The organism is Burkholderia sp. 9775_39, from assembly GCF_015712225.1.
Taxonomy (GTDB): domain Bacteria; phylum Pseudomonadota; class Gammaproteobacteria; order Burkholderiales; family Burkholderiaceae; genus Burkholderia; species Burkholderia cenocepacia.
In genome coordinates this window covers 1-382 of sequence record NZ_JACCQC010000122.1, presented here as the reverse complement: position 1 = coordinate 382, position 382 = coordinate 1, and the positions used below count along the sequence as shown (strand labels likewise).

1 pseudogene is annotated in these 382 nt (G+C 47.9%); it reads right to left on the bottom strand.

The window, feature by feature from the left end:
- Positions 1 to 266: 266 nt before the first annotated feature.
- Positions 267 to 353: pseudogene (locus H0X90_RS35990) on the bottom strand (Arm DNA-binding domain-containing protein); the annotation flags it as partial.
- Positions 354 to 382 lie beyond the last annotated feature (29 nt).

The window sequence follows — 382 nt, the reverse complement described above, 5'->3', positions numbered from 1 at the left end:
GAAATACACCAGTTTAAACAATCATTCATCTGGTTTTGCGAATACTGATATTGATGATACTAACGGCCCACCGGCCTGTTGAGGAACCTGTAAAACGGAAAGGCTCATTGAAGCCGTATATTTTCTGGAGGTTCATCAGGCGCGGAACTCATCGAGGCGCGGGAATAAAATCCCATTCAGACGCCGGATAGATTCAAGCAAGCCAACTTGTCGTCAAAATCGGTGTTGCAAAAACGGGAGTGACCATAGATTCCGTTTTCTGAGGCGACCCCCACATAGAGACCTTCCCGGTCATTCACTTTGTAGAGTTTGTCCCTGGGCTTGAGATTGCGCAGCTTGGTATCGGTCAGCATGTACCTTGTCCTTCTTCGTCTCCGATACC